This window comes from Paraburkholderia sp. FT54 (assembly GCF_031585635.1).
GTDB lineage: Bacteria > Pseudomonadota > Gammaproteobacteria > Burkholderiales > Burkholderiaceae > Paraburkholderia.
The window spans coordinates 1128730-1152524 of sequence record NZ_CP134195.1; the positions used below are offsets into that span (position 1 = coordinate 1128730).

Below are 23795 nucleotides of genomic sequence, written 5' to 3' on the forward strand. Positions count from 1 at the left end.
CCTGCTTTTTACCCTGTGCGGGCGTGTACACGAGTGGCGCCGATTTCGCAACATACGTCCCTTTTTTGACATTTCCACCATCGAGCTGTGACTTAGGAAATGTCTCGCCTCTTTCGAAACAGGGATTGGCGGGCCGCTCAAGCGAATTGGCCGGATTCCGCCGCTGCGATCGGGCCGCGCTTGCGTCGTCGGCCGTTGGATAACCGCTTATTTTAACTGAGTTTTTGCGAACAAGGCCAGATTTCCGGCGAGGTCGCCCACTTGAGCCAGTTCGCCGGCCCACTCCGCTGCGCGTTGCTTGAGTGCGGGGACGTGACGCTGGAATTCCGCCCAGTCAGGCCGGCCCGCGCTGTTCCACGCGTGCCAGAAGCGCGCAAGGGCGTCGCGCGCGTCGGCGGGCAGGGTGCGCGCGTAGTGCGCGAGCGCGGCATCGAGCTTTGGCAGATGCGCGTCGTCGGCTTGCGGGTAGATGTGCCAGACGAAGGGTTTGGCGGCCCATTGGGCGCGCACGAACGAATCCTCGCCACGTACGAAATTGATGTCGCTCGCCCACAGCAGCGTGTCGTAGCCGGGCTGGTCGGTAAAGGCAAGTGCGTGCGCGCTGAGGTTTGCGCGCACCGCGTGCGAGCCGGCGGCGAACGCGGGCAGCCCGAAAAAGCGCGCGACCGCGCCTGAAATGCGGCCTTCGGGCACTAGCAGGACGACCGGCTCGGCGCTGTCGCGCCACTGTTCGAGCAGGCTGTCGACGGCGGGGTTTTCGTAGGCGAACAAAGAGACGACGGTGGCCGTGGCGGGCGGCGGCGCGTGGCCGGTGGTTTGCCGCCACCACGCTTCGCGCGTGGCGGGCGATGCTTCGAAAGCCGCGCGCGCGCCGTCGAGATGCCGTTCCTTCAGCACGCCGCCGGTGCCGGGGCCGAGTCCGGGGAAAAAGAACGTCTTGGTCAGCGGATAGCGCGGATGAGGTGACGGCCGCAGATGAAAATCCGCGACCCAGTCCTCGGCGCTCAGGTATTCAAGGTTGAACCACATCGGCGTGCGTTCGCGTGCCGCCATCGCGGCGACATAGATGGGCGGTAGTTCGCAGCCGAACGCCTCGATCACGACGTCGGCGACTGCGAGCGTATCGCCCGCATGGGCCGGTTCGTGCCAGTGCTCGACCACAATGCCGCCCACCGTCTGGCGGGCGTGCTCCAGCGTCAACGATGGGCACAGCTTCTGGAACGCATGCAGGTCGTCGACGAACACGCGCACCTGCCAGCCGTGTTCGCTCGCGAGCTGGCGCGCGAGGCGCCAGCACACGCCGATGTCGCCGAAATTGTCGATCACCGCGCAGAAGATATCGCAGGCGATGGCCGTGGACGCGTCAGTGGCTTGCTCGGAATGGGGCGTAGCGGAAGACATGATGGCCTGGTTCGCGGATTCGAACGGATGGAAGGAGTAAGGCGGCGCGAGCAGTGCCTCGGCGCCGCGCGGCGTGGCGCGCCGCTTTACTGCCGCCGACGCGTCACCCGATTCAAGGCGACAGCGTTCGGACGCCCGCGGAATGTTCTAAACTGGCGATTCTAAAGCACTCGTTCACGATTGCGCGTGCGCGGCGTACTCCGGTTCGTCCAGGCGCGCGGCACGCGGAGCGAGGCTTCGCGAGACCGTCCCACCCAACCGATTCTGCATGACCGAACCCGAAGCAACCGACGCTTTCGAGCCGAAAAAAGTGCTCGCCCAATTGCCGCATCTGCCCGGCGTCTATCGCTATTACGATACGCATGGCGCGGTGCTTTATGTCGGCAAGGCGCGCGACCTGAAGAAGCGTGTCTCGAGCTACTTCACCAAGACGCTGCTGTCGCCGCGCATCGCGATGATGGTGACACGCATTGCGCGCGTCGAGACGACCGTCACGCGCTCCGAGGCCGAAGCGCTGCTGCTCGAAAACAACCTGATCAAGGCGCTCGCGCCGCGCTACAACATTCTGTTTCGCGACGACAAGTCGTACCCCTACCTCAAGCTGACCGGCCACAAGTTTCCGCGCATGGCGTATTACCGTGGCGCGGTGGATCGCAAGAATCAGTACTTCGGGCCGTTTCCCAGTGCGTGGGCGGTGCGCGAGAGCATCCAGATCCTGCAGCGCGTGTTCCAGTTGCGCACCTGCGAAGACTCCGTGTTCAACAATCGCACGCGGCCTTGCCTGCTGCATCAGATCGGCCGCTGCACGGCGCCATGCGTCGCGGCGATCAACGAAGAAGATTACGCGCGCGACGTCGCCAACGCGTCGCGCTTTCTGCTCGGCCGCCAAGGCGAGGTCATGAAAGAGCTCGAGCAGAAGATGCACGCCTTCGCAAGCGAGCTGAAGTTCGAGCAGGCCGCGGCGGTACGCAATCAGATGAGTTCGCTCTCGACGGTGCTGCACCAGCAGGCGATCGAAGTCGGCAGCGACAGCGACGTCGATATTCTCGCGGTGGTCGCGCTGGGCGGCCGCGTGTGCGTGAATCTGGCGATGGTGCGCGGCGGACGGCATCTGGGCGACAAGGCATATTTCCCGGCGCATGTGGAGAGCGCGTTGACGGCCGACGAGGGCGGACTGGAAGAAGGCGAAGCGGCGTTGGCCGAAGTCGCGCTCGCGTCGAGCCCGCTCGCGCAAGACAGCGTCATTGATGATGAAACGACGGCGTCGACCGATACCGCTGATGCTCTCGCGATCGCGCAAGAGATGCCATCGGAAGACGCAGAGGATGAGGAAGGCGACGCATCAGAAGAGGACGACGCACCCGAAGATGCCGGCTTCGAACCCGCGAAAGCACGTAAGGGCCGTGCTGCAACCGGCGGGATCGAAGCCGAAGTCCTCGAAGCCTTCATCGCCCAGCATTACCTGGGCAATCGCGTGCCGCCGGTGCTGGTGGTCAGTCACGCGCCCGCCAACCGCGAACTGGTCGACGTGCTGATCGAGCAGGCCGGCCACAAGGTCACCGTGCTGCGCCAACCGCAAGGCCAACGGCGCGCCTGGCTCGCCATGGCCGAGCAGAACGCGCGGCTCGCGCTCGCGCGCCTGCTCTCGGAACAGGGCTCGCAGCAGGCCCGCACGCGCGCGCTCACCGACACGCTCGGCATGGAGTGCGACGATCTCGCGCATCTGCGCATCGAATGCTTCGACATCAGCCATACGATGGGCGAGGCGACCCAGGCGTCGTGCGTGGTGTATCACCATCACAAGATGCAGTCGTCGGAATACCGCCGCTACAACATCACCGGCATCACGCCCGGCGACGACTATGCCGCGATGCGCCAGGTGCTCACGCGCCGCTACGAGAAGATGGTCGAGCAAGCCGCCGCGAATGCCGCCGATCAGGCCGCCGAGTTGCAAAGCGACGCGGCCGCTGCTGCGACGCTGGCGCCGGACGCCGCCGAGCCGGCCGCAGCCGGCGGTATCCTGCCGACTATCGTGCTGATCGACGGCGGCAAGGGTCAGGTCGAAATCGCGCGCCAGGTGTTCACGGAACTGGGTCTCGATACCGGCATGCTGGTCGGCGTCGCAAAGGGCGAGGGGCGCAAGGTCGGCCTCGAAACGCTGATCTTCGCCGACGGCCGCGCGCCGCTCGAACTCGGCAAGGAAAGCGCGGCGCTCATGCTGGTCGCGCAGATACGCGACGAAGCGCACCGCTTCGCCATCACTGGCATGCGCGCGAAGCGCGGCAAGACGCGCCAGACCTCGCGGCTCGAAGAGCTCGAAGGCGTGGGCGCGAAGCGGCGTCAACGGCTGCTCGCGCGCTTTGGCGGACTGCGCGGCGTGGTGGCGGCCAGTGTCGAGGATCTGGCGAGCGTCGAAGGCATTTCGCAGGCGCTCGCGGAGCAGATTTACCGGCAATTGCACTGATTGCGGCGGCTTCGGCTGTCCGCTCAGCCACCTTTGAGCGGCACTGCCGCGGCGCGCGCGGCATGCCCCGCGCGCCGCTTTGCTTGTGGCAGGCCTTGTGACACGGCACAATTGCATCTCCCTCGCCAGACGCTGCGCCTGCCCATGCCGTTTAATTTCCCGATTTTCCTGACTTGGCTGCGGATCGTCCTGATCCCGCTCGTCGTCGGTGTGTTCTACTTGCCCGACATGATGATGAGCCCCGCGCACCGCAATCTGGCGGCCGCGACCATCTTCATTCTGGCGGCGCTGACCGACTGGTTCGACGGCTATCTGGCGCGCAAGTGGAATCAGACTTCGGCATTCGGCGCGTTCCTCGATCCGGTCGCCGACAAGCTGATGGTGACCGCCGCGTTGCTGGTGCTCGTGCAACTCGCGCGAATCGATTCGGCGATTGCGCTCGTGATCGTCGGGCGCGAAATCGCAATCTCGGCGCTGCGCGAGTGGATGGCGCAGATCGGCGCGTCGAAGAGCGTCGCCGTGAATTCGCTCGGCAAGTTCAAGACCGTTTGCCAGATGGTGGCGATTCCCATGCTGCTGTTTTACGGCCCGCTGCCGTTGGGCGGCGGCGTGGTGGTCGACACACGCGTGTGGGGCCTGTGGCTCATCTATCTGGCCGCGTTCCTGACGATCTGGTCGATGCTCTACTACATGAAGCTCGCGTGGCCGCAGATTCGCGAGCGGGGTGGCGTGGCCTGACTTTGCAGTGGTCGAGAGCGCCTGGAGTGTGTCCGAACTTCGCTGACGCATGAGTGAAATCTGTTCAGTAAAAGAGATTCGCAAAAGGGGTTGACACGTTTCAGTCGTTTCTCCATAATCTCGTTTCTCCGATGCACGCGGTTCGAAACATCGGCGGCAGTAAGAGAGCAGTTGCAGTAACTAGGCAGCAGATAGCACGGCAAAAGCAGCACAATGCGGGAGTAGCTCAGTTGGTAGAGCGCAACCTTGCCAAGGTTGAGGTCGCGAGTTCGAGCCTCGTCTCCCGCTCCAGATTTTCGAAGCAGCGCGTTGTTTGGCGAAGCGCAGTTTGGCAAAGTCACAGACGCAAGGCGTTGTGAAGCAGTTCAATGCGGGAGTAGCTCAGTTGGTAGAGCGCAACCTTGCCAAGGTTGAGGTCGCGAGTTCGAGCCTCGTCTCCCGCTCCATACATAAGGGGAAGCAACGCTTCCCTTTTTGTTTGGTGGCCCGGTCCTGCCGGTTGTCCGCTAAACAAAATCTGCGAATCTGTTGCTAGGTTCCAGTCCGCTTGCGGCGCGATAGCAAAGCGGTTATGCAGCGGCCTGCAAAGCCGTTTAGGCCGGTTCGACTCCGGCTCGCGCCTCCAGTAGTTGATGTAAAGAAAAGCCCCGACTTGTCGGGGCTTTTCTTTTTTCTGCGTCGTTTTCTCCGGCAGGATTGATACGGATGCTGGCGCGGCGAAAGTTCTCTTCGCGAGTGGCGCACAATTCATGGTTCGCGCTGCATCAGCCGATCCCGATGGACCTGCATCTCGCAGATCGTTTTTCTGCTGTTGGTCACGTTCACTCTGTGTACGGCCCGGCGAGCGCCCACGAGCCGGCAGCGCGGCGCGGCACGTGATCGATTGAACGGCGTGCCTGTTTCTTTGCATCTTGGTTTGTCCACACGAGGCTGCATGTACCTACAACTCACCGGCACTCACGTTCGCCTGCTCGGCTCGATGCATCTCTTTCCGGCGACGAGCCGCCGAACGCCGCCGTGGATCGCCGAAGCGTATGACTGGGCAGAAGCGCTCGTCTTCGAGTCCGATCCGCCGACTATCCTGCCGTTTCTGAAGGCCGACCAGCAAGGCGGCGCGGAGCAACTGCAGCCCTTGCTATCCGCCGACGCATGGCGGCAACTTCACGCGGCATGGCCCGTTGAAGGACCACTGGCGCCGCTTGCCAATCTGCGTCCGTGGGCCGCGCTGATCGTCGCGCCGACGCTGTTCCAGCAGGTCGTCGAAGGTGTCGAGCCGCGCATGCTGCGCTCGGCGATCACGCAGGCTAAACCCTATCGGTATCTCGAGACCGCGCAGGAGGTGGCGGCGGCGCTCGAATCGATTCCGCTCGATGCCGTCGGCGCGGCGCTCGGCCTGCTGATGGCCGATCTCGACGAACCGCAGCGCACGCTCGAGCGTATGCATGCGGCCTGGCTCGATGGCAATCTGCTCGCCTTGCACCGGATCGCCATCGAATCGCCGATGTTCAACCTGCCGGGCATCCGGCATGCAATTCTCGACGCGCGCAATCGCGCATGGGCGGCGCGCCTGGCGGAGTTGCTCACGCGGCCGGAGCGCACGTTGGTGGTCGTCGGCGCGCTGCATCTGTGCGGCCCCGGCAACCTGGTCGACTGTCTCGCGCGGCCGGTCGAGCCGGTCTTTGCCAACCTGTAGAAAAACCATGGCCCTGTGTCCGTATCAGCCCGATGCAGCCTGCATCGGTTTGAATACGGATCCGACGCGCACGCGGTCGGTGGCACTCTCGCGTCGTGTTTTGTCCCAAGGAAAAGCAATGCCGCTATACACTACCGGCCTATCATTCCGGCCGCCCCGGTCGCATTAGGGAATACAACATGCATGTGCCACCGACGCCCAGTAACGAAAGCGCCCGTCTCGACACCCTGCGTGCGCTGCATATTCTCGATACATTGCCGGAAGAGCGCTTCGACCGCCTGACCCGGCTCGCGAAGCGACTCTTCAGTGTGCCCATCGCGCTCGTGAGCCTGGTCGATGCGGACCGTCAATGGTTCAAGTCGTGTGTCGGCATGGAGGCGAGCGAGACCTCGCGCGATGTGTCGTTCTGCGCGCACGCGATTCTCGGCGACGAAATCCTGATGGTGCCCGACACCCTCGCGGACGAGCGGTTTCACGACAACCCGCTCGTCACGGACAACCCGAGTATCCGTTTCTACGCCGGCTGTCCGCTGACGGTGCCCGACGGCAGCAAGCTCGGCACACTCTGTCTGATCGACACCAAGCCGCGTGGCCTCGACGAAGAAGAGCGCGAATTGCTGAGCGATCTGGCGCGCATGGCCGAGCAGGAATTGGCGGCCGTGCAGTTGGCCACGCTCGACGACCTGACGCTTCTGTCTAACCGGCGCGGTTTCGAGGCCCTCGCGCAACATGCGCTGAACGTTTGCAAGCGCATGCACAAGCCGGCGTCGCTGCTGTTTTTCGACCTGAACGATTTCAAGCAGATCAACGACACGCTCGGCCACGCCGAAGGCGATCGCGCGCTAAAGACCTTTGCCGACGTCTTGCGCGCCGCACTGCGCGAAAGCGATGTGATCGGGCGGCTCGGCGGCGACGAGTTCGTCGTGCTGCTCACCGATTCGGACAGCGGCGCCACGCGGGAAGTGACGCAGCGTCTCACGCAGTTGCTCGACACGCGCAATGCCGAAGCGCGGCGCGGCTATGACATCCGCTATAGCGTCGGGCAGATTCAATACGATCCTGCCCGCCACGAATCGGTTGCCGAATTGCTGGCGGCCGCCGACGCCGCGATGTACAGCCACAAACAGGCGTCGAAGGCGCGCCGCGCGTCGCAACTGAGCGCGGCACGGCGGTGACGCCGGCACGCGCGCCATAATCACACATCGCCGCTATCCGCGCGGTGCGACTCTTTCTTTAGAACGTTGTCATGACTGAACCGCAGCAAACCGCCGCCACGCGGCTGGCGCAACTCGAATGGCGCTGGAAATCCTTCGACGAGCTCACGGGCCTCGAGGTCTATACGATGCTGGGCGCGCGTAGCGCGGTGTTCGTCATCGAGCAGAACTGCTTGTACGGCGATATCGACGGACTCGATAAGGATGCATGGCATCTGCTGGTCTATGGCCCTGGCGAAAAACGGCCGGCGCTCGCGGGTTATCTGCGCGTGCTGCTGCCCGATGCGGACGACACGGATATCCGCATTGGGCGTGTGCTCACGACCGCGGATTTCCGTGGCATCGGTCTGGGCAATGCGATGCTCGAACGGTCCCTGACGCACATTCGCGCGCAGTGGCCAGGCACGCCGATCCGCTTGCACGCGCAGGCGCATTTGCAAGGCTTCTATGGTGCGTTTGGCTTCGCGCCTGTTTCGGAGATTCACGAGGAAGACGGCATCCCGCATGTGTGGATGCGTTCAGCCTGAAGCGGCTACATCGAGCTGAGCCCGCCGCGGGCGTGCCGCCTTGCGAATCGAATCGTGGATATCAGCGGCTACCGCCCGTCGGCGCTGAAGCAGTGGGCGCCAACGCCTGCTTCGCAGTCGCACGCCGTTCGCCGCGCAGGCGTCCGCGCGCCGACAGCCGCATCCAGTGACGCAAGGCGAGCAAGGCGCCGATCACGCTCATCATCGAACCCGGAATCCACAGCAACAGCCCGCCGATCTGCTGATCGCGCATCGGACTCAACCACGTGAATGCGCGGCCGCAGATCGAGTAGATCGGATACAACTCGTGCGGCGTGAAGAAAATGAACGCGCCGAGCATGATCTGCGGCGGAATCGCGGCGATCACCACCAGCACGCGCTTGCCCGGCGACAGACGCGCGGGCGGCGCGGGACGCGGATCGAGCACGAGCCACCAGAACAGCAGGCCGTCGATCACCATGCTCCAGTTCATCACGCGATACAGCCGCCAGTCGAGCATCGCCACGAAATGAATCGGCGACATCAGCCAGAAGTAGATCAACCCGACGAACAACGTGACGGCGACCACGGGATGCATCACCACGTCGAGCAGCATGCGCACCACCGGCGTTTCCAGTGCGGGCCGCACGAAACGCTGCCGCCAGCCGAACGGAATCCCCGCGCGCAACGCGGCGCCCGGATACGACAGCGCGATGAAGAACGGCCCGAGGTGATGCAGCACCAGATGCTGCGCGCGATGCATGAAGAACTCATGCTCGAAGAAATAGTCGAGCCGCGTATGCAACGCGACATACAACGCCACCAGCCCGAACCAGAAGGAGATACGCCGCGCGACCGACACCTTCGCTTTACGCGCGCCGCGCACGAACAGGATCGCGGGCACCAGCAGCGCGATCACGACGGTCGGCGAAAACTCCCACGGATCGAGCCAGTAGAGCAGGTTCATCGCGGCACGTTACCGGGTTACTTGGTCTGCGCCGGCGACTTGACGGCGAACGGCGTGTCGAGCGTTTCGCCGTCGGAGAACTTCAGCTTGAGATGTACGGTGTCGCCCGGCGCGACCTTGTGCTTCGCGTCTTCGAGCATCACGTGATAGCCGCCGGGCGCGATGGCGACCTGACCGTGCGCGGGCACCGTCAGCTTGTCGACCATCACCATCTTCTGCGACGAGCCGTTCGATACGGTCTGATGCAGCATCGCGTCGCCGTAGTCGTTGCTGGAGATGTCGATCAGGTCGACCGGTTTGTCGCTCGCATTGACGAGCGTCGCATAGCCGGCGGCGGGTAAGTTGTTGGGCAGCCAGCGGACCCACGCGTCCTTTACGCTGATCGCGTTGGCGCCGGCCGCCTGCGCGGTCGATGCGACACCGAACGAAAGGGCGAGGGCGCAACTCAGTGCAGCGAACGTTTTGATCTTGATCGACATGAATGAACTCGGGAAAGGTCAGGAACGGTCATCGATGATGCGGCGCAGGTCTTGTGCGATCGCATCGGGCGTGTCGTGGTCGGTGGCCAGCAGGCGCGCGCGGCCCTGGCTGTCGAACACATAGACGGCGGAACTATGGGTGACTTCATAGTTGCCGGAGGGGTCGCGCTTTTCCATCTGATACGCGACGCGGTAACGCTTGGCGAGCGACTCGATCTGCCAGTCGGTGCCGGTCAGCCCTTCGGCGTGTTTCGAGTCGAAGGCGCCGACGTAATCGTGCAAGGCCTGCGCCGTGTCGCGCGCGGGATCGACGGTGATGAACAGGATGCGCACTTTCTGCGCGTCGGGGCCGAGCTTGCCGAGCACCTGCATCAGCCGGCCCATCGTTTCAGGGCAGACGTCCGGGCAATGCGTGTAGCCGAAATAGACCAGCGAGGTGCGGCCCTTGAACGAATCGCCGTTGACGGGGCGGCCATCGTCGCCGGTCAGCTTGAAATCGAGATCCGGCAGGTGGCCGGTCACATTGGTCAACTGCCACGTTTCCGTGCGATGCGTGCAGCCGGCGAGTGCCGTCAGCGCGCCCAGCATCACCGTCAGCGCAAACAGGCGCGTCAACCACGGCGTGCGTGAAGAAGCGAGGCGCGTTGGCGTGTGCAGGGACGAGAGGATCGGGAACAAAGCAGGGTTCGGTTACTCGATTGAATAGCGGCGTTACGTGTGACCGTGACGGCGCCGCTCGATTCGCCTGCGGCGCGCGCGCCCTCATAGTGTGTAAGTATGGTCGTAACGGCCATGATCTGCGTGGCTGCGACTGTATCGCAAATTCGCCGATGACGTCGCGCAGCCCCCACGGGCGCGCGGTTTGCGAGGCAATTTGACGCAGGCGACTGAAAGCGGGCTGAAGCCGGATTGTTGTCGTTTTGAACGCAATCGCGCGGGCGGCGCCCGGCTGGGCTTGTGCCCAGCCTTACTTTCTCGAAAAATTGGTGGATGCGCGGTAAGATGCGCACACTTTTCCGGCCGCAGAAGGCTGAAAGGCAAAACTAACCGATGCAAGCACTTCCGGCTGTTATGTCTCCGAGCGAGACGGCATTTTTCTTCGATTTCGACGGTACGCTCGTCGAACTCGCCCTCACGCCGGACGGCGTGCTGGTGCAACCTCGCGTGATCGATTTGCTGAGCGAGCTGCGCAGTCTGACGAACGGCGCGGTCGCGGTTGTGTCGGGCCGTGGTATCGACAGCATCGACGGGTTCCTCGGCATGCCCGATCTGCCGATCGCCGGCCTGCACGGCGCCGAGCGGCGCGATGCGAACGGCGACACGCAGCGCATCGGCTTTCATGACGAGCGGCTGCTGCGCATGGAGCAGGTGCTCGCGCAGGTAGTCAACGAAAACCCCGGCATGCTGCTCGAGATCAAGGGCGCGGCCGTGGCGCTGCACTACCGGAACGCGCCGGATCGCGAGCCGGTGGCGCGCGCGGCGACCGAGCGGCTGGTGGCCGATTACGCCGGCTCCTACGTCCTGCAGCCGGGCAAGATGGTCTACGAAATCAAACCCAAGGATGTCGACAAGGGCCGCGCGCTGCGCGCGTTCCTCGACGAGCCGCCTTTCGTCGGGCGCAAGCCGGTCTTCGCCGGCGACGACCTGACCGACGAGAAAGGTTTTGCCGTCGTCAACGAGCGCGGCGGCGTGTCGATCAAGGTCGGTCCGGGCGAGACGATGGCGCGTACGCGCATCGACTCGGTGTCGGGACTGCTCGACTGGCTCGCATCGATCGTCGCGGCGGCGCGCACAGCATGATGGTCGCGCCGCGCCGCTCTCAGCAAACAACGCACTGCATCGGGAATCGCGCTTCATGAGCCGACTGATCATCGTATCGAACCGGGTTGCGCCGATCTCGGAGGGCGGCCCGGCGGCGGGTGGTCTGGCGGTCGGCGTGTACGACGCGCTGAAGGAAACCGGCGGCATGTGGTTCGGCTGGAGCGGTGACGTACTCAGCTCGGGTCAGCCGCAAATCAAGGTCGAGGAGCGCGGCCCGGTGACCTTCGCGACCATCGCGCTGATGCGCCGCGACTACGATCAGTACTATCGTGGCTTCTCGAACGCTACGCTGTGGCCCGCGTTCCACTATCGCGCCGACCTGCTGCAATACGACCGGCACGACTTCGGGGGCTATTGCCGCGTGAATGCGTGGCTTGCGCAACAACTCGTGCCGCTGCTGCGCGAAGACGACGTGATCTGGGTCCACGATTACCATCTGATTCCGTTCGCGCAGGCGCTGCGCGCGGCGGGCGTGAAGAATCGCATCGGCTTTTTCCTGCACATTCCGTTTCCGGCTTCGCAAGTATTGCTGGCGGTGCCGCCGCATCGCGAACTGGTCGAAGCGCTATGTTCGTTCGATCTGCTTGGCTTTCAAACGGCACCGGATCTGCGCGCGTTCTCCGATTACGTCATCAATGAGGCGAACGGCACGGTCGACGCATCGGCGAAAGGCCCGCTGACGATCCAGGCGTTCGGCCGCACGCTGCGCGCGGCGGCGTATCCGATCGGCGTCTATCCGGACGAGATCGCCGAACTCGCGAAAGCGGGTGAGCGCGGCAAACCGGTCCGCACGATGAAGGCGACGCTGCATTCGCGCAAACTGATCATGAGTGTGGACCGGCTCGATTATTCGAAAGGACTGGTCGAGCGTTTTCGCGCTTTCGAGCGGCTGCTCGAACACGCGACCGCGCAGCGCAACAAGGTGTCGTTCCTGCAGATCGCGCCGCCGACGCGCGCCGACATGCACGCGTACCAGGACATCCGCCTGCAGCTCGAAGGGGAGTCGGGACGTATCAACGGGCGCTTCGCCGAACTGGACTGGACGCCGATTCTCTACATCCACAAGCAGTACGAGCGCTCGGTGCTGGCCGCGCTGTTTCGCACCGCGCACGTCGGCTATGTCACACCGTTGCGTGATGGCATGAACCTCGTCGCCAAGGAGTATGTCTCGGCACAGGATCCGGAGAATCCCGGCGTGCTCGTGCTGTCGCGTTTTGCCGGCGCCGCGCAGGAACTGGACGGCGCGCTGATCGTCAATCCGGTCGATATCGATGGCATGGCCGAGGCGCTCGCGCGGGCGCTCGACATGCCGCTCGCGGAGCGTCAGTCGCGTCATCGCGACATGATGGTGCAGTTGCGCGAAAACAATGTGTCGGTATGGCGCGATAACTTCATGCGCGATTTGCAGGGCGTCGCTGGTGCAAAGAGCACCCGGAACGGGAAGGCGCGCGCAGTGCCGGGGAAAAAGGCAACGCGCGAAACCCAGGCCGGGTAGGCTGCGTTCAAGGCTGCTTGCAGCGCGCATAAAAAGAAAAGCCGCTCGAGAGCGGCTTTTCTTTCTTCTGGCGGCGAAGGCTCGTAGCTCGCGGGCTCAGACCACGTGCTGTTCGTCGACCTTCTTGCCGCCGATGTGCAGCGTGTGGCCCTTGCCATACTGCTTGGTGAGCAGATCGCGATACAGGCCCGGACGCTGGCGCAGCTCTTCCGGGCTGCCGTCGTCGATGACCTTGCCGGCGCTCATCACGATGATCCGGTCGAAGTTGTTCAGCGTCGACAGACGGTGCGCGATCGCGACCACCGTGCGGCCGACCATCAGCCGGTCGAGTGCCTTCTGGATCGCTTCTTCCGACGCGCTGTCGAGCGCCGAGGTGGCTTCGTCGAGCAGCAGGATCGGCGCGTTCTTCAGAATCGCGCGTGCAATCGCGATCCGCTGGCGCTGGCCGCCCGACAGCTTCACGCCGCGGTCGCCGACGATCGTGTCATAGCCTTCCGGCATGGCCTCGATGAAGTCCGCGCAACGCGCCTCGCGCGCGGCCGCGAGCACTTCTTCGCGGCTCGCCTCCGGGCGCCCGTAGGCGATGTTCTCGTACACCGTGCGATGGAACAGCGAGATGTCCTGCGGCACCAACGCGATCGCGTGACGCAGGCTGTCTTGCGTGATCGTGGCGATGTCCTGGCCGTCGATCCTGATCGCGCCGCCTTGGGTTTCGTAGAAACGCTGCAGCAATGCCAGCACCGTCGATTTACCCGCGCCCGACTTGCCGATCAGTCCGACGCGCTGGCCGGGTTCGATATGCAGGTCGAAGTGATCGAGAATCGGGCGACGGCGCGGGTAGGCGAACGTCACGCTTTCGAAATCGATGCGGCCGCCTTGCGGCACGAGTTCGGTCGCGCCGTCGCGATCCGGCATGCCGTGTGGTTCGAGCAGCGTGCGTACGGCTTCAGCGAGGCGCGCCACGTGCTGCGTGACGTCGACGAGTGCCACGGCCAGATCGCGGGTGCCGTGCAGGATCGTGAAGCCGAGCGAACTGACGAGCACGATGTCACCCGAAGTCGCCTTGCCTTGATCCCACAGCCAGAGCGCCCAGCCCAGCAAGCCCGCCGACAGCAGCGCGGTGATCACCGCGTGCAGCAGGCGCAACTTTTCCAGATACAGCAGGCTCTGCTGGCGCGCATCCATCTCGGCTTTGACCGTCGCGCCGAAACGCTGTTGCTCGCGAAACGTCATGCCGAAAGCGCGCACGAGGCCCATGTTGCTGATCACGTCGACCAGCTCGCCGTCCACCGACGCCGCCTTGGTGGCGAAATGGTGATGGCGCGCCGAGCCGCGACCGGCCAGTTTGTACAGCACGACCGACAGAATGGCCGAGCACAGCATCAGGCCGCAGGCCATCAGCGGATTCACCGCGATGATCATGACGATCGCGCCGAGCACCGCGATGCACGGCGGCAGCACGTTCCATGCGGTGGTGTTCTCAGCCGTATAGACCGCGTTAGAGGTTGCCGTGATCCGGCTCGCGAGCATGCCCGGCTGTTTCTCGGAGTAGTAGGTGGGCGAGTGTCCGCTCAGATACTGGAACAGGTCGCGCCGCAGGTCGCCGGTCACGGCGACGAACGTATGCGCGGCGACCCAGCCGCCGACCCGCCACAGCATGTTGTCGGCGGCGATCAGGCCGACCAGGATGGCGAACGCGCCCCACAGCGGACCGGGATGATGCCGGCCTTCGCCGAGCACGTCGATCAGGTGTTTAATCGCGTATTGCGAAGCGAGCGCACAGCCCACGGCCGCAAACACGCTGCACAGGACGATCGCGTGCGCGAGCGGATGGCGGCGGATAAAGCGGAAAAGGAACGCAAGCGGCCTATGCGCATAGCTCGCGAGCTTTGCGTTCTGGGCATTACGCTGGGCGATGGTTAAATGTTCCAATTGATCGTGAGGTCGATGTGTTTCGGGTTGTGCATGCAAAGCGTAGGCCACATGGAAAAGGTTCGCCGCGAAGCCGATGCTTCGCATTGTAAACATGCAAAAGCGATTGCGCCCTGTGTATCCGGGCCTTGACGCGATTGATTTCGCGATAGACGTCCGTGGACCGGCTGCTGCTCAACCCCTCCACGGGGGCGGGGTTCACGGGGGCAGTGGGACATTTCGGGATATAATTACAAATTGCATTCAACCGCGCTGCGGCATTTCTTCAACGCTTGCCGGCAAAGTTGACGCAAGAGCTTACGAGGCCGCCTCGGCGGTCCGTGCCGCAAGCCAGTTGCCACTGTAGAACTGTCTTAGAAAACAAGGGTTTGCAAAGTGTTTCGCCCTTGTAACAACGTAAAGACTTTGAAATGTTGTGGTGCAACGAGAATCCCGGCATTGATAATGCATGCTTCGTAGGCCCATCGAATTTTCTGACAGTTTGTCAACGTAGGTCTCATGTGTGCGTTTACCGGCACATGCGCAGACGTTGATCACTGGTCTGGGCTCACTACCCAAGCGATCCATCGCAGGATTTTCTCGAAAGAATCAGGCCCGCGCCGGCATGTCCGGCCAGACTGCCCTGGCGAGCAAGCGAGTCGCTTTTACCAAACGCAGTACCTTTGCCTGATTTTTTACGAGGAGTTCTTCATATGCGAATCGCTCAAATCGCTCCGTTGCACGAGGCGGTTCCTCCCAAGCTGTACGGTGGTACGGAACGCGTGGTGTCCTATCTGACTGAAGCTTTGGTCGAGCAAGGCCACGACGTCACGCTCTTTGCGAGCGGCGATTCGCAGACCTCGGCGAAACTCGAAGCTTTCTGGCCGCAGGCGCTGCGCCTCGACCCGACCATTCGCGACGTGATGGCGCCGCACATGCTGCTGCTCGAAGAAGTGCGCCGCCGCGCGGACGAATTCGACGTGCTGCATTTCCACATCGACTACTACCCGTTCTCGCTGTTCGCCCGCCAGCCGGTGCCGTTCCTGACCACGCTGCACGGCCGTCTCGATCTGCCGGAACTGCAGCCGATCTTCAATACGTTCAGCGACGTACCGGTCGTGTCGATTTCGGACAACCAGCGTATTCCGCTGCAACAGGCGAACTGGCTGCAAACCGTGTATCACGGCCTGCCGGAAAACGTGCTCACGCCGATCTCCAATGTCGAGCCGGGCTACCTCGCTTTCCTCGGCCGCGTCTCGCCGGAGAAGGGCCTCGACCGCGCGATCCGCATCGCCGGCCAGGCAGGCATGAAGCTCAAGGTCGCCGCCAAGATCGACAAGGCCGACCGCGCCTATTACGAAGAAGTGATCAAGCCGCTGATGGCGCTCCCGCACGTCGAGTACATCGGCGAAATCGGCGAAGCCGAAAAGCGTGAGTTCCTCGGCAACGCGCATGCATTGGTGTTCCCGATCGACTGGCCGGAGCCGTTCGGTCTGGTCATGATCGAAGCCATGGCGTGCGGCACGCCGGTGATCGCGTTCAATCGCGGTTCGGTGCCGGAAGTGATCGAAAACGGCGTGTCGGGCTTCGTCGTCGAAGACGAAATCAGCGCGGTCGCCGCAGTCAAGCGTCTGCACACACTGCCGCGCGCGGGTGTGCGCAAGGCGTTCGAGTCGCGTTTCTCGTCGAAGGTGATGGCGAAAAACTACGTCGCCACCTACGAAGAACTGCTGCGTCAGAAACACCGCACGGTGCTGCGCGAAGTCAACGCCAGCTAATGCGCAACAGATAAAAAGTCGAAAATCGGCTCAAGGAACGCTTCTACGCGCTCCGGCGGCCGCCAGCAACGCCCCGTACGGCACTTGCCCACGGGGCGTTGTTGCAAGCGCGCCGCGTTTTTCTTAATCAACGGACGAAAGTGCGGGTTTCGGCCGGTAAGAATGAGCCACTCTCCGTAATATCCCTATAATGGCCCTGCCGCAAATTTGGCTGCGGCGCCGCCGACGACAGGAGGATGCCTTGGCGAGAACGAAAGAGACGCGTGCGAACGCGGCGCCTGGCGCCGGAACGATTTTCGCGTTGCGCGCCATCGGTCTCGTGATCCTTGCTCGCTGGCTTTTTTCGATGGCGGACATGGATGCGGGCGCGTCGCTGCTGGCCATGCTGTCCTCGCCGTGGGCGTGCATCAACTTCGTCTTCCTGTTCCTGCTGATTTTCCTTCCGGGCGCACGAGCCGTGGCCGAGCGGCCGTTTCATCCGCTGCCGCAATGGCTGCGGCAAGCGCTGCGCCTGTTCGCTTTTCTCGGGTTCCTGTTTGCGGTCTGGTCGATCGGGGCGTTCGCGGCGAGCGCCGGTTGGCGGCGTGCCGCCAACGCGGTGGCGGCCTCCAACGGATGGTTGCTGGCGGCGCCGGCGCTGTACGCGGCCGTGCTGTGGATCTGCCGGCCGCGCGCGCTGTGGCGCACCAATATCGCCGCGCGCCGCTTCGCGATCGGCCGTTATGCGGTCGCGCTCGATCCGGTCACGCGGACGGTCGTCGTGTGGGCGGAGCGCCGTAAGGTCGGGCAGTACGACGCGCGCGAACTGTCCGTGCGCTGGGCGGCCGGGCAGGGCGCGCGAACGACGCCGACGCCCACTCCCGCCGTGGTGTTCGGCGCCGTGGGCGAGCCGGGTAGGCCCGGCGCGCCGCTGGGGTCGGCCGCCGCGCCGTCGCTCGCGCGCGGCACGTTCGGGCGCCGTCCGAAGATCGAGTTACTGTGGGATTCGCCGGCTGCCGCGGGTCACAACCGGCAAACCGTGTTCCGCACCGCGCTGACGACCGAAGGCGATCGGGTCGCCGCCCGCGCGCTTGACACAACCTTGCAGCAGATCTGAATTGGCGGTTTGTGCAGTCGGCCACACCCTGTGGCCGAAGCAGGCGCTGTAGATTGAGCCGTAGTCGATAATGAAGTCATGGCGCCCGGCGCTTCAGCGCGGGCGAGTGAGACATACAACGATCGTGTCGCGTCCTTTGCAGGAGTCGCTATGCTGGTTCGCTGGTTGCTTGCCGCCATCCATCTGCTTGCTTATGGCTTCGCGCTCGCGTCGATTCTGCGGCGCACGTGGGCGCTACGCCGCGCCACCGTGCCTGCTGCGCTGCGCTCCGTGTTCCGCGCGGATACTGGCTGGGGCATCTCGGCATTGGTGCTGATCGTCACCGGGCTGATGCGCGCTTTCGGCGGTTTCGAAAAGGGCGCCGACTACTACCTCCACGAGCCGCTCTTTCACCTCAAGATGACGCTGCTCGTGATCATTGTCATCCTCGAAGTTCCGTCGATGCTCGCGCTGATGCGCTGGCGCGCCGCGATCAGGAAAGGCGCCGCGCCGGATCTGCACAAAGCGCGCTCCTATGCGCGCTTTAGCGTGATCCAGACGATATTGATGGTGCTGATGGTGTTTGCGGCGACCGGGATGGCGCGCGGCGTAGGGTTGCCCGCGGGCGTGGTGTAACTCGCAGCGGCGGGTCGCCTGGACGGTTCACCCCGGTGAGCGCTTGCGCGCTCGAGCCTACACTCGCGCTCATAAAAAACGGGCGGTGGAACGATACCCGAAAGCGCCGGCGCATACCGGCGACTTCCTGCTGACGTCCCACACGCCCCTGCAATTTACTTCTCGACCAGCAAGCTGGCATCGTCCATCTGGTTCACGCCTGGCCGCGTGGTTCGAGTCGTGAATTCCGGCTCGGCCAGCCCCTTGATCAACTCAAGCGCCTGACGCTCGAACAACCGCCGGTACAGGCCGTTCTCGAGTTTGATCAGCGCCTCGTGGCTGCCTTCCTCGATCACCTTGCCCTTATCCAGCACCAGCAGCCGGTCCAGCGCACGCACTGTGGAAAGGCGGTGCGCCACCACCAGCGTGGTGCGGCCCATCATCAGCCGCTCCATGGCCTGCTGGATCAGCACTTCGCTTTCGCTGTCGAGGCTCGACGTCGCTTCGTCCAGAATCAGGATCGGCGCGTCGGCGAGAAACGCCCGCGCGATGGCGACGCGCTGACGTTCGCCGCCCGAGAGCTTGACACCGCGTTCACCGACCAGCGTGTCATAGCCATTGGGCAGCGCGGCGATGAAGTCGTGCGCGCTCGCGAGCTTCGCGGCGCGCTCGATCTCGACACGGCTCGCGCCGGGCCGCGCATACGCGATGTTCTCGGCGAGCGAGCGGTGGAACAGCACCGGCTCCTGCTGAACGATTGCGATCTGGCTGCGCAACGACGCCTGCCGCGCTTGCGCAATGTCCTGACCGTCGATCGTGATCCGGCCTTCCGAAATGTCATAGAGCCGCTGGATCAGCTTGATGAACGTGGTCTTCCCCGAGCCCGAATGCCCGACCAGCCCGACGCGCTCGCCCGGCGCGATGCGCACGGAGAAGTTGTCGTAAAGCGGCTGGCCATTCGTTCCGTAGTGGAAAGTGACGTGTTCGAAGCGGATCTCGCCTTTGCCGATCGTGATCGGACCCGCGCCGGGGCGGTCTTCGATACCGAGCGGCTGGCTCTCCAGCGACACCAGTTCCTCCATGTCGTTGACCGAGCGTTGCAGGTTGCGGATGTGCATGCCCACGTCGCGCAGATAGCCTTGCAGCATGAAGAACATGGTCAGCGCGAACGTGATGTCGCCGACGCCCGCCTCGCCGCGTGCCCACAACAGCAGCGCCGCGCCGAGAATGGCGGCCTGGATCGCCACCAGCATGCCGCCCTGGACGCCGCCGTTGATCGTGCCGCGCATCCACGTGCGGCGTGTGCGGTGCCGCCACTTGCCGATCACGCGCGACAACAGCACTTCTTCGCGCTCTTCCGCGCCGAACGCCTTGACGACACCGTTGCAGCTGACCGCGTCGGCGAGTGCGCCGCCCATGCGCGTGTCCCATGCATTCGCGAGGCGCGCGGCCGGCGCCACGAAGCCGAGCGACATGGCCACCGTCACCGCGATATACACGACGGAGCCGATACCGACGACCGCGCCCATCATCGGCCAGCGCCAGCCGAGCAGGACCGTCGCGCCGACCAGCATGACGAGCGAGGGGAACAGCGCGATCAGCAGTGTGTCGTTGAGCAGGTCGAGCGCCCACATGCCGCGCGTGATCTTGCGCACCGTGGAACCGGCGAAGCTGTTGGCGTGCCAGTCGGTCGAAAAGCGTTGCACGCGATGAAACGCGTTGGCGGCGATCTCGCTCATCATCCTGAGCGTGAGCCGGATGATGTTGAAGTACACGCCTTGCCGCAGCAACGTGGCGCCGAGGCCGAGCGCGCCCAGCACGCAGAAGGCCGTGAGCGCCGCATGCCAGGCGACGGCGTTGCTGGCCGCGCCGGATGCAATGGCGTCGACGAGGCGTCCCGCGAACATCGGCGTGAGCACGTCGGCCAATGCCGAGAGCAGCACCAGCGCGGTGATGACGAGGATGCGCCAGGGCTGTTGCGCCCAGTGATGGAAGGTAAAGCCCAGGACGTCCTTGAAGGCTTGTCCGCGAAAGTCGAGTTTTTTTCTGGTCATTTGCGACGACCCGGTGGCGCATGAGCGCACCGAGGTTCCAGTCAGAAGCGGGAGGACAAGACAGTCAAAACGCGCCGACATGCATCGGCGATGGAACTGCGGACTGTCTGGGAATTGCGCGGGGCGCCTATTCAGGCGGGACCGCGTGAGCAGCGATTCGGCGACCTGATCGGACGGATTAAGGTCGCGAAAACGCCCGCGAGACCATGCCGGGGGCGGCGGAACGCATTGCAAACATGTGGCGCCTCCCTATGGTCGGATGAGGTGAAGAAAATGGACGGGCGAACGCCCGAGCGCAAACTATATCAGCAGTATTTGGCGTCCGCAAACGTACGAAGATTCGGGGTTGACGAGCAAGCCCGATGTTACGGCCGCGTCGAATGCCCAAGCGTTCCAGTGGGCACCGGAATCTACCTGGCATTCCGTACGGTTTCCATACGCCGACACAGGAAATGAAAAAGGGCTCACGCATTTCTACGTAAGCCCTTTAGTCTTCGGTGATCGACACACCAAAATTCTGGTGGGTAGTACTGGGATCGAACCAGTGACCCCTGCCGTGTGAAGGCAGTGCTCTACCGCTGAGCTAACCACCCGAAGAGAGCCGAATTATGTCAGGGATTTTCAGGCTCGTCCAGTCCTTTTTAAGCGGTTTGCTCATCCGCGGTCGGGGCGGGTTCGAGGCGCCACACGCTCGTGCCCTTGACCGCCTTGTCGAGGCCGTCGAGCACCGCCTGGTGCGCGGCGAGCTCGTCGTCACTGGCGGCGATCACGATCAGATCCAGCGAACTGATCGCGACGCGCGGCGCGCGCGCATCGCCGCCGGCGTGCGACTCGCCGAGCATGTCGATGACGAGGCTTTCCTGGCCGCGCGTCATTGCCAGATAGACTTCGGCGAGCAGTTCCGAGTCGAGCAGGGCGCCGTGCAGCGTACGGTGCGCGTTGCTGATGCCAAAGCGGTCGCACAGCGCGTCGAGTGAATTGCGCTTGCCGGGGAACATCTGCTTGGCGCGCGCCAGCGTGTCGATGATTTCGCCGCAGTAGGTGCTCACCTGCGGCAAACCCAGCAACGCGAACTCGGCATCGAGAAAGCCGATATCGAACGGTGCATTGTGAATGATCAGGTCCGCGCCCTGGATGAAGTCGCGGAACTGGTCGGCGATCTCGCCGAACTTCGGCTTGTCGCTGAGGAATTCGGTGGTGAGGCCGTGAACGGCCAATGCGCCCGGATCGCTGTCGCGTTCCGGGTTGATATAGAAGTGCAGGTTGTTGCCGGTGAGCCGGCGGTTCACCAGCTCGACACAGCCGAGTTCGAGAATCCGGTCGCCGGTGCGGGCATTCAGGCCGGTGGTTTCGGTATCGAGGATGAGTTGACGCATGTCGGAATAGCCTGCCTAAGATAATTGCAGCAAAAAAGATGGCGCGCGCGCGGTTAGCCGGCGCGGCGCGGCTGTCGCAGCAGAACTAGATCTGCGCGAGTGACGCGACGCCGCGATTGGCCAGCTGATCCGCGCGCTCATTCTCCGGGTGCCCGTTGTGCCCGCGCACCCAGCGCCATTCGATTTCGTGTTGCGCGACGAGCGCATCGAGCCGCTTCCACAAATCGGCGTTCTTGACCGGCTGCTTCGCGGCGGTGATCCAGCCTTTTTTCTTCCAGCCGTGGATCCACTCGCTGATGCCTTTTTGCACGTATTGCGAGTCGGTGTGCACGACCGCCTTGCAGGGGCGCTTCAGCGCTTCGAGCGCGGCGATCACGCCCATTAGCTCCATGCGATTGTTGGTGGTGTTGGCTTCGCCGCCGAACAGTTCTTTTTCCTGGTCGCCGAAGCGCAGCAGCGCGCCCCAGCCGCCGGGGCCGGGGTTGCCCTTGCAGGCACCGTCGGTATAAATATCGATGAGATCGGAAGTCATTGAGTGTGGTTGCGTGTATTCGGTGTGGCGGCGGGCGCGAGGCCCGCGGCGAGGACGGGTTTCTTCACTTTCAACGGGCCGACGAGACGCATGCCGCGCACGCGCTTGATCGCCTTGATCATGTAGGTGGCGCCGAAAATCGGCCACCAGCGGTCGCCGGCGGCTTCCATGAAGCCGTAGCGGGACAGCCATTGTTCGCTCGCAAGCGGCGGACGATAACAGCCGAAGCGCCCGCGTTCAAGGTCGAAGCCCAGCAGCTTGATCCAGTCTTTCAGGCGCGTGAAGGCGATCAGATCGACGGCGGCCGGCACGAAAGGCCGCCCGGTCATCTTGCCGACCGATTGCCGCGCGCCCCATAACGAGAGCGAATTGAAGCCGAGAATGATCAGCTGACCTTCGGGCATCAGCACGCGCTCGGCTTCGCGCAGCAGACGGTGCGGGTCGCTCGTGAATTCCAGCGTGTGCGGCATGACGATCAGATCGACGCTTTGTGCTTCGAACGGCAGGTCCAGCAGGTCGCACCATACGGCGCTGCGTCCGGCCGGAGCTGGCAGGCCGATCAGTCCGCCTTGAGCGGCGCCGTTGCTCGAACCGTTGCGAGCGCCATTGCCGCCGGCACGCCCCGCGCCGCGCGGATACGCGTACGGCGCGCTCGCTCCGCTGGCGGCGTCGAGCACGAGCCCGCGGCACGGCATGCGGTTCTCGCGCAGGGCGTCGAGCTGCGGCAGGCCGAGTTGCAGCGCATGGTAACCGAACACGTCCGACACCACACGGTCGAGCTGGGTTTGCTCCCACTCGAGCACGTATCGGCCAGGTGGCGAGTCGGTCCAGGCGGGCCAGTCTATAATCGCTCGATCAGTCATATCAGAGAATGCGTCGCCTATGAATGCGCTCGAGTACGTACCGGTCCCGGCGTTTGATGACAATTACATCTGGGTCGTTTCCGACGGACACCACGCGGCGGTCGTCGATCCGGGTGAGGCCGCCCCCGTCAAAGCCTATCTGGCGAAACGGGGTTGGCGGCTGAGCGCTATTTTACTCACGCACCATCATCAAGACCACGTCGGCGGGGTGGCCGATCTGCTGAATGGCCAGGCCGTGCCCGTCTACGGCCCCGCCGGTGAAGCGATCGAGCATCTCACGAGCCGTCTGAAAAATGGCGATCATGTGTCGATCGCGGCGCCCGCGCTCGAATTGAGCGTACTGGATGTGCCGGGTCACACGAGCGGCCACATCGCTTATTTCCAGGCGGCCGACCCGCAGGGCACGCCGCATGTGTTTTGCGGCGACACGCTGTTCGCCTGCGGTTGCGGCCGGCTGTTCGAAGGCACGCCCAAGCAGATGCTCGCCTCGCTGGATGCGCTGGCCGCCTTGCCCGGCGCGACCGAGGTTCACTGCGCGCACGAGTACACGCTGTCGAATATCCGCTTCGCGCTCGCCTGCGAGCCGGGCAACGTCGAACTGCAAGCCTGGCGGGACAAAGCGAGCGAGCTGCGCGCGCGCGACGTGCCCACGCTGCCCACCACGATCGCACACGAACGCGCGGTGAATCCGTTTTTGCGCGCCGGCGATCCGGTGGTGCAAGCGAGCTTGCAGGAACAGTTGCACGAGAAGGTGCCGGATCGACTGACGGCCTTTACTTTGATGCGCGAATGGAAAAACCGCTTCCGTTGACC

At 63.9% G+C, this 23795-nt stretch carries 20 protein-coding genes and 4 tRNA genes; 14 read left to right on the top strand and 10 right to left on the bottom strand.

The annotated features are described in order from the left end of the window. Positions 1-207: 207 nt before the first annotated feature. Positions 208-1401, bottom strand: a complete 1194-nt coding sequence (gene earP / locus RI103_RS05285) for an elongation factor P maturation arginine rhamnosyltransferase EarP (RefSeq protein ID WP_310814334.1) — start codon at positions 1399-1401, stop codon at positions 208-210. 268 nt (positions 1402-1669) lie between these two features. Here earP and uvrC point away from each other — a divergent pair, with 268 nt between their 5' ends. The 8 genes from uvrC to RI103_RS05325 all read left to right on the top strand — a co-directional run bounded on the left by uvrC (position 1670) and on the right by RI103_RS05325 (position 8037). After that, positions 1670-3865: an excinuclease ABC subunit UvrC gene (gene uvrC, locus RI103_RS05290; RefSeq protein WP_310814335.1), complete on the top strand. Its 2196-nt coding sequence runs from the start codon at positions 1670-1672 to the stop codon at positions 3863-3865. A gap of 144 nt (positions 3866-4009) precedes the next feature. Beyond that, on the top strand, positions 4010-4603 hold the full coding sequence (pgsA, locus tag RI103_RS05295) for a CDP-diacylglycerol--glycerol-3-phosphate 3-phosphatidyltransferase (RefSeq protein ID WP_310814336.1): 594 nt from the start codon (positions 4010-4012) through the stop codon (positions 4601-4603). Positions 4604-4818: 215 nt separating this feature from the next. Beyond that, positions 4819-4894 (top strand) — tRNA-Gly (locus tag RI103_RS05300). A gap of 79 nt (positions 4895-4973) precedes the next feature. Then, positions 4974-5049, top strand: a tRNA-Gly gene (locus RI103_RS05305). A gap of 105 nt (positions 5050-5154) precedes the next feature. After that, positions 5155-5228: transfer RNA gene (locus tag RI103_RS05310), tRNA-Cys, on the top strand. A gap of 309 nt (positions 5229-5537) precedes the next feature. Beyond that, entirely contained in the window at positions 5538-6296 is a 759-nt protein-coding gene (locus RI103_RS05315; RefSeq protein WP_310814337.1) for a TraB/GumN family protein, read from the top strand. A 179-nt stretch (positions 6297-6475) separates the two neighbouring features. Continuing rightward, entirely contained in the window at positions 6476-7471 is a 996-nt protein-coding gene (locus RI103_RS05320) for a sensor domain-containing diguanylate cyclase (protein WP_310814338.1), read from the top strand. Positions 7472-7542: 71 nt separating this feature from the next. Continuing rightward, a complete protein-coding gene (locus RI103_RS05325) occupies positions 7543-8037 on the top strand; it encodes a GNAT family N-acetyltransferase (protein ID WP_310814339.1) in 495 nt (164 codons plus the stop codon). Positions 8038-8098: 61 nt separating this feature from the next. Here the strand turns inward: RI103_RS05325 and RI103_RS05330 are convergent, their stop codons facing one another. Genes RI103_RS05330 through RI103_RS05340 form a run of 3 tightly spaced genes read right to left on the bottom strand, consistent with a single transcriptional unit; the run spans position 8099 to position 10140 of the window. Continuing rightward, positions 8099-8983 (bottom strand): cytochrome c oxidase assembly protein, encoded by an 885-nt coding sequence (locus RI103_RS05330; RefSeq protein ID WP_310814340.1) that lies wholly within the window; start codon positions 8981-8983, stop codon positions 8099-8101. A 17-nt stretch (positions 8984-9000) separates the two neighbouring features. Next, entirely contained in the window at positions 9001-9462 is a 462-nt protein-coding gene (locus RI103_RS05335; RefSeq protein ID WP_310814341.1) for a copper chaperone PCu(A)C, read from the bottom strand. 18 nt (positions 9463-9480) lie between these two features. Continuing rightward, positions 9481-10140 (bottom strand): SCO family protein, encoded by a 660-nt coding sequence (locus RI103_RS05340; RefSeq protein ID WP_409076964.1) that lies wholly within the window; start codon positions 10138-10140, stop codon positions 9481-9483. A gap of 372 nt (positions 10141-10512) precedes the next feature. On the opposite strand from RI103_RS05340, the gene otsB reads away from it, so the two are divergent. Together otsB and otsA are read left to right on the top strand one after the other, a co-directional pair. Beyond that, complete coding sequence (gene otsB / locus RI103_RS05345) at positions 10513-11262, top strand: trehalose-phosphatase (RefSeq protein ID WP_310814342.1); 750 nt, start codon at positions 10513-10515, stop codon at positions 11260-11262. 55 nt (positions 11263-11317) lie between these two features. Beyond that, positions 11318-12778, top strand: a complete 1461-nt coding sequence (gene otsA / locus RI103_RS05350) for an alpha,alpha-trehalose-phosphate synthase (UDP-forming) (RefSeq protein WP_310814343.1) — start codon at positions 11318-11320, stop codon at positions 12776-12778. Positions 12779-12874: 96 nt separating this feature from the next. Here the strand turns inward: otsA and RI103_RS05355 are convergent, their stop codons facing one another. After that, the gene (locus RI103_RS05355) at positions 12875-14710 is read right to left on the bottom strand and encodes an ABC transporter ATP-binding protein (RefSeq protein WP_310814344.1); all 1836 of its coding nucleotides are present in this window, start codon (positions 14708-14710) and stop codon (positions 12875-12877) included. 692 nt (positions 14711-15402) lie between these two features. Here RI103_RS05355 and RI103_RS05360 point away from each other — a divergent pair. From RI103_RS05360 to RI103_RS05370, 3 genes are all read left to right on the top strand, one after another. Then, positions 15403-16467 carry a glycosyltransferase family 4 protein gene (locus RI103_RS05360; RefSeq protein ID WP_310814345.1) on the top strand — a complete coding sequence of 355 codons (1065 nt, stop codon included), beginning with the start codon at positions 15403-15405 and terminating at the stop codon, positions 16465-16467. A 241-nt stretch (positions 16468-16708) separates the two neighbouring features. Then, positions 16709-17563 carry a hypothetical protein gene (locus RI103_RS05365; RefSeq protein WP_310814346.1) on the top strand — a complete coding sequence of 285 codons (855 nt, stop codon included), beginning with the start codon at positions 16709-16711 and terminating at the stop codon, positions 17561-17563. Between the two features lie 150 nt (positions 17564-17713). Continuing rightward, on the top strand, positions 17714-18178 hold the full coding sequence (locus RI103_RS05370) for a DUF2214 family protein (RefSeq protein WP_310814347.1): 465 nt from the start codon (positions 17714-17716) through the stop codon (positions 18176-18178). Positions 18179-18333: 155 nt separating this feature from the next. Here the strand turns inward: RI103_RS05370 and RI103_RS05375 are convergent, their stop codons facing one another. From RI103_RS05375 to RI103_RS05395, 5 genes are all read right to left on the bottom strand, one after another. Continuing rightward, positions 18334-20211, bottom strand: coding sequence for an ABC transporter ATP-binding protein (locus RI103_RS05375; RefSeq protein ID WP_310814348.1), 1878 nt, complete (start codon positions 20209-20211; stop codon positions 18334-18336). 518 nt (positions 20212-20729) lie between these two features. Further along, positions 20730-20804, bottom strand: a tRNA-Val gene (locus tag RI103_RS05380). Between the two features lie 48 nt (positions 20805-20852). Next, the gene (gene dnaQ, locus RI103_RS05385) at positions 20853-21587 is read right to left on the bottom strand and encodes a DNA polymerase III subunit epsilon (protein ID WP_310814349.1); all 735 of its coding nucleotides are present in this window, start codon (positions 21585-21587) and stop codon (positions 20853-20855) included. An 85-nt stretch (positions 21588-21672) separates the two neighbouring features. After that, a complete protein-coding gene (gene rnhA / locus RI103_RS05390; protein WP_310814350.1) occupies positions 21673-22119 on the bottom strand; it encodes a ribonuclease HI in 447 nt (148 codons plus the stop codon). Then, entirely contained in the window at positions 22116-22982 is an 867-nt protein-coding gene (locus RI103_RS05395; RefSeq protein WP_310814351.1) for a class I SAM-dependent methyltransferase, read from the bottom strand. The genes rnhA and RI103_RS05395 overlap by 4 nt, the downstream gene beginning before the upstream one ends. A gap of 19 nt (positions 22983-23001) precedes the next feature. On the opposite strand from RI103_RS05395, the gene gloB reads away from it, so the two are divergent. After that, complete coding sequence (gene gloB / locus RI103_RS05400; protein ID WP_310814352.1) at positions 23002-23793, top strand: hydroxyacylglutathione hydrolase; 792 nt, start codon at positions 23002-23004, stop codon at positions 23791-23793. Positions 23794-23795: the final 2 nt, after the last annotated feature.

Bases quoted from the DNA above. Each gene is read 5' to 3' on its own strand.
- RI103_RS05375 (WP_310814348.1), bottom strand. From the start codon at position 20,211: ATGACCAGAAAAAAACTCGACTTTCGCGGACAAGCCTTCAAGGACGTC.
- RI103_RS05320 (WP_310814338.1), top strand. From the start codon at position 6,476: ATGCATGTGCCACCGACGCCCAGTAACGAAAGCGCCCGTCTCGACACC.
- dnaQ (WP_310814349.1), bottom strand. From the start codon at position 21,587: ATGCGTCAACTCATCCTCGATACCGAAACCACCGGCCTGAATGCCCGC.
- RI103_RS05335 (WP_310814341.1), bottom strand. From the start codon at position 9,462: ATGTCGATCAAGATCAAAACGTTCGCTGCACTGAGTTGCGCCCTCGCC.
- gloB (WP_310814352.1), top strand. From the start codon at position 23,002: ATGAATGCGCTCGAGTACGTACCGGTCCCGGCGTTTGATGACAATTAC.
- RI103_RS05325 (WP_310814339.1), top strand. From the start codon at position 7,543: ATGACTGAACCGCAGCAAACCGCCGCCACGCGGCTGGCGCAACTCGAA.
- otsA (WP_310814343.1), top strand. From the start codon at position 11,318: ATGAGCCGACTGATCATCGTATCGAACCGGGTTGCGCCGATCTCGGAG.
- RI103_RS05360 (WP_310814345.1), top strand. From the start codon at position 15,403: ATGCGAATCGCTCAAATCGCTCCGTTGCACGAGGCGGTTCCTCCCAAG.
- RI103_RS05395 (WP_310814351.1), bottom strand. From the start codon at position 22,982: ATGACTGATCGAGCGATTATAGACTGGCCCGCCTGGACCGACTCGCCA.
- rnhA (WP_310814350.1), bottom strand. From the start codon at position 22,119: ATGACTTCCGATCTCATCGATATTTATACCGACGGTGCCTGCAAGGGC.
- RI103_RS05315 (WP_310814337.1), top strand. From the start codon at position 5,538: ATGTACCTACAACTCACCGGCACTCACGTTCGCCTGCTCGGCTCGATG.
- RI103_RS05370 (WP_310814347.1), top strand. From the start codon at position 17,714: ATGCTGGTTCGCTGGTTGCTTGCCGCCATCCATCTGCTTGCTTATGGC.
- RI103_RS05330 (WP_310814340.1), bottom strand. From the start codon at position 8,983: ATGAACCTGCTCTACTGGCTCGATCCGTGGGAGTTTTCGCCGACCGTC.
- uvrC (WP_310814335.1), top strand. From the start codon at position 1,670: ATGACCGAACCCGAAGCAACCGACGCTTTCGAGCCGAAAAAAGTGCTC.
- pgsA (WP_310814336.1), top strand. From the start codon at position 4,010: ATGCCGTTTAATTTCCCGATTTTCCTGACTTGGCTGCGGATCGTCCTG.
- otsB (WP_310814342.1), top strand. From the start codon at position 10,513: ATGCAAGCACTTCCGGCTGTTATGTCTCCGAGCGAGACGGCATTTTTC.
- earP (WP_310814334.1), bottom strand. From the start codon at position 1,401: ATGTCTTCCGCTACGCCCCATTCCGAGCAAGCCACTGACGCGTCCACG.